Origin of the sequence: Mesorhizobium sp. M7A.F.Ca.CA.002.05.1.1 (assembly GCF_003998335.1) — a bacterium.
GTDB lineage: Bacteria > Pseudomonadota > Alphaproteobacteria > Rhizobiales > Rhizobiaceae > Mesorhizobium.
In genome coordinates this window covers 1-2422 of record NZ_RZQI01000884.1, presented here as the reverse complement: position 1 = coordinate 2422, position 2422 = coordinate 1, and the positions used below count along the sequence as shown (strand labels likewise).

Here is a 2422-nt window from a genome sequence, read left to right as displayed (position 1 = left end):
AATGGGGCATGGCGTCGACACATGGTCCGCACCAAGTCGCCCAAAACTCAACGAGGTAGACCTTGCCGGGCCGAAAGTTCGTGAGGGGCTCGCCACGCAGCCAGTTCTCCACTTTGATCGCAGGAGCCGGGGACCCCATACGCAGTTCCATCTTGGTGTCCAAAGTCATTCCACACCTTTCGTCTCTTTTGTCGCGGAATATTTTCCAGTCAAAATCGGACACGGTCTCGAGGGCATCGCTCCCTCTGGCTTGCTTCAGCGAAGCTCTCACCGTGTTGCCGCACATCAAGCTGCAACGGAGGTGCCAATTCCCTCAGCTCCGGTAAGCGGCGGGAAATGCTTTGAAATTCTCCACGAGGCCAAATGCGGCCGATTGTCGTGAACCCGACATGTCTTCTGCCGCTGTCGGGTTTCGCCCTATCACTCTTGAGAGCTTGGACGGCTCGCCTGTGATTAGACTGGCCTCGGCCCTCGAGCAGTGGCAGTTTGGCGCCAGTTCGAAAGCGCGAACTCGCCGGCTTGGTCCTCGTGCCGCCACCGCCGCGTGTGGATTCTTGCCCCGGAGTCAAAATTCGCCTCGCGGTTGCCAACGGCGGCATGCGCTCAATGCGCGTGGCGTTGAGCACCGACAGCACGTAATGGTACCAATTAGTGGATGCCCGTCGCTGCCTCCACTTCTCCAGCCAAGCGCTCGAACGACGCTACCTACCCACGTTCGAGCGCGACCGCGGAATCGCAGACTGCCGAACGTCAGCCGTTGCGAAAGGTGTAGCCGTACCCGTTGATCGCCGGTGCGCCGCCTAGATGTGCGTAGAGGACCCTCGATCCCTGTGGAAAGAAGCCCCTCTGGACGAGGTCGATCATCCCTTGCATCGATTTGCCCTCGTAAACGGGGTCCGTAATCATGCCCTCGAGCCGCGCGCACAAACGGATTGCCTCTTTGGTTTCCTCCGATGGAACGCCATAACCCGGGTACGCGTAGTCCATGAACAACACCACGTCTGCCTCGACAATTTCCGCTCCGAGGTGGACGAGCTTCGCTGTATTTTGGGCGATGCCAAGCACCTGCGCCTTGGTCTTGGCGGGCATGGCGGAGGCATCGATACCGATCACGTTGCGCTGTCGACCATCCTTGGCGAACCCGACGAGCATGCCGCCGTGGGTTGAACCAGTCACCGTACAGACGACGATATAGTCGAAGGCAAACCCAAGCTGCTCTTCCTGGGCACGCACCTCCTCAGCGAACCCCACATAGCCCAGGCCGCCGTATTTGTGGACAGAGGCGCCGGCAGGTATCGCATATGGCCTGCCGCCCCTTGCCTTGACTTCATAAAGTGCCTTTTCCCAGCTGCGGCGGATGCCGATGTCAAAGCCCTCGTCAACCAGGCGCACCTCTGCCCCCATGATGCGGCTCAAGAGGATATTGCCGACCCGGTCGTAGACAGCATCATCATGTGGGACCCAGCTCTCCTGGACCAGGAGGCATTTCATGCCGATCTTGGCGGCGACCGCAGCGACCATGCGCGTATGGTTGGACTGCACGCCACCGATTGTGACGAGCGTATCGGCATCTGACGCGATCGCGTCGGGCACAATGTATTCGAGCTTGCGCAGCTTGTTTCCGCCGAACGCGAGACCGGAGTTGCAGTCCTCGCGTTTGACGTAGATTTCCACCTTGTCGCCCAGATGCTTGCCGAGGCGGTCGAGCCTCTCGATCGGCGTGGGTCCAAAGGTGAGCGGATAACGTTCGAATTTTTCCAGCATGCTATCTCCAGCAAAAAAGTACCTGAACCTGCTACGCACCGGTCAGCCCAGGGGTATGGTCGCGTGTTAGCCGAACACAGATTCCCTATACGATCAGCTCAGTCATCAGAGGGTGACCAAAATTGGTGTGGGTCTGAGCACTGATCCTGTCATCCGCGCATCAAAGCAGCAGCACATGCTGGGCATTCGACCAAGCCGGGACACAGCTGAAAATTGCATTCCGCAGTTGATCAGAGTCAGACGACTGGTACCCGAGCTTTCCTGTAACCATCGGCATGCTGGCCCCTGTGGCGAGTTCCACGAGCGCGGCTAGAGGACTGCCAGATCAGAAAGAGCACGCGGCCGAAGTAGCCGGCCTGAAGCAGCAGCGAACAGGCCAGCGTCGTGACGACTGCCACACGGAGCGAATCCAAAGCGAAGTAAACCATCGACGCATTGCTGCACAGGACCAGCCCCACGAGCCGACAAAAAGATGAAGTGCACGCCGCTCCCCTGGTTTTCGCCAGATCATGTTGCGAGCTCGTCGGCCGGAACATGCGTCTGGCAGTTCTTGGGGCAGACGCGGCCGCAGGCTCCGCAGCCTATGCAGCGGCCGGCATCATCGACAACCATGATCATGCGATTGAGCTTGCCGTCGAAATCGTCGTCCTCGTCATCG

At 59.3% G+C, this 2422-nt stretch carries 4 protein-coding genes; all 4 read right to left on the bottom strand.

Features of this window, described 5'->3' with window-relative positions; all coding sequences use genetic code 11:
- Positions 1 to 151, bottom strand: a 151-nt coding sequence (locus tag EN939_RS39425) for a TlpA family protein disulfide reductase (protein ID WP_245473209.1), incomplete at its 3' end; no start/stop codon positions are given.
- Positions 152 to 750: 599 nt separating this feature from the next.
- Positions 751 to 1764 carry a 1-aminocyclopropane-1-carboxylate deaminase gene (locus EN939_RS29995; protein ID WP_024505903.1) on the bottom strand — a complete coding sequence of 338 codons (1014 nt, stop codon included), beginning with the start codon at positions 1762 to 1764 and terminating at the stop codon, positions 751 to 753.
- 236 nt (positions 1765 to 2000) lie between these two features.
- On the bottom strand, positions 2001 to 2192 hold the full coding sequence (locus EN939_RS39420; RefSeq protein WP_127230899.1) for an exopolysaccharide production repressor protein: 192 nt from the start codon (positions 2190 to 2192) through the stop codon (positions 2001 to 2003).
- A gap of 79 nt (positions 2193 to 2271) precedes the next feature.
- Positions 2272 to 2422 (bottom strand): 4Fe-4S binding protein (locus EN939_RS29985; protein ID WP_164750711.1); only part of this gene is annotated, 151 nt, incomplete at its 5' end.

What these genes read in the sequence shown, in the direction of transcription:
- EN939_RS29995 (WP_024505903.1), bottom strand. Translation starts at nt 1,764, where the DNA reads ATGCTGGAAAAATTCGAACGTTATCCGCTCACCTTTGGACCCACGCCG.
- EN939_RS39420 (WP_127230899.1), bottom strand. Translation starts at nt 2,192, where the DNA reads ATGGTTTACTTCGCTTTGGATTCGCTCCGTGTGGCAGTCGTCACGACG.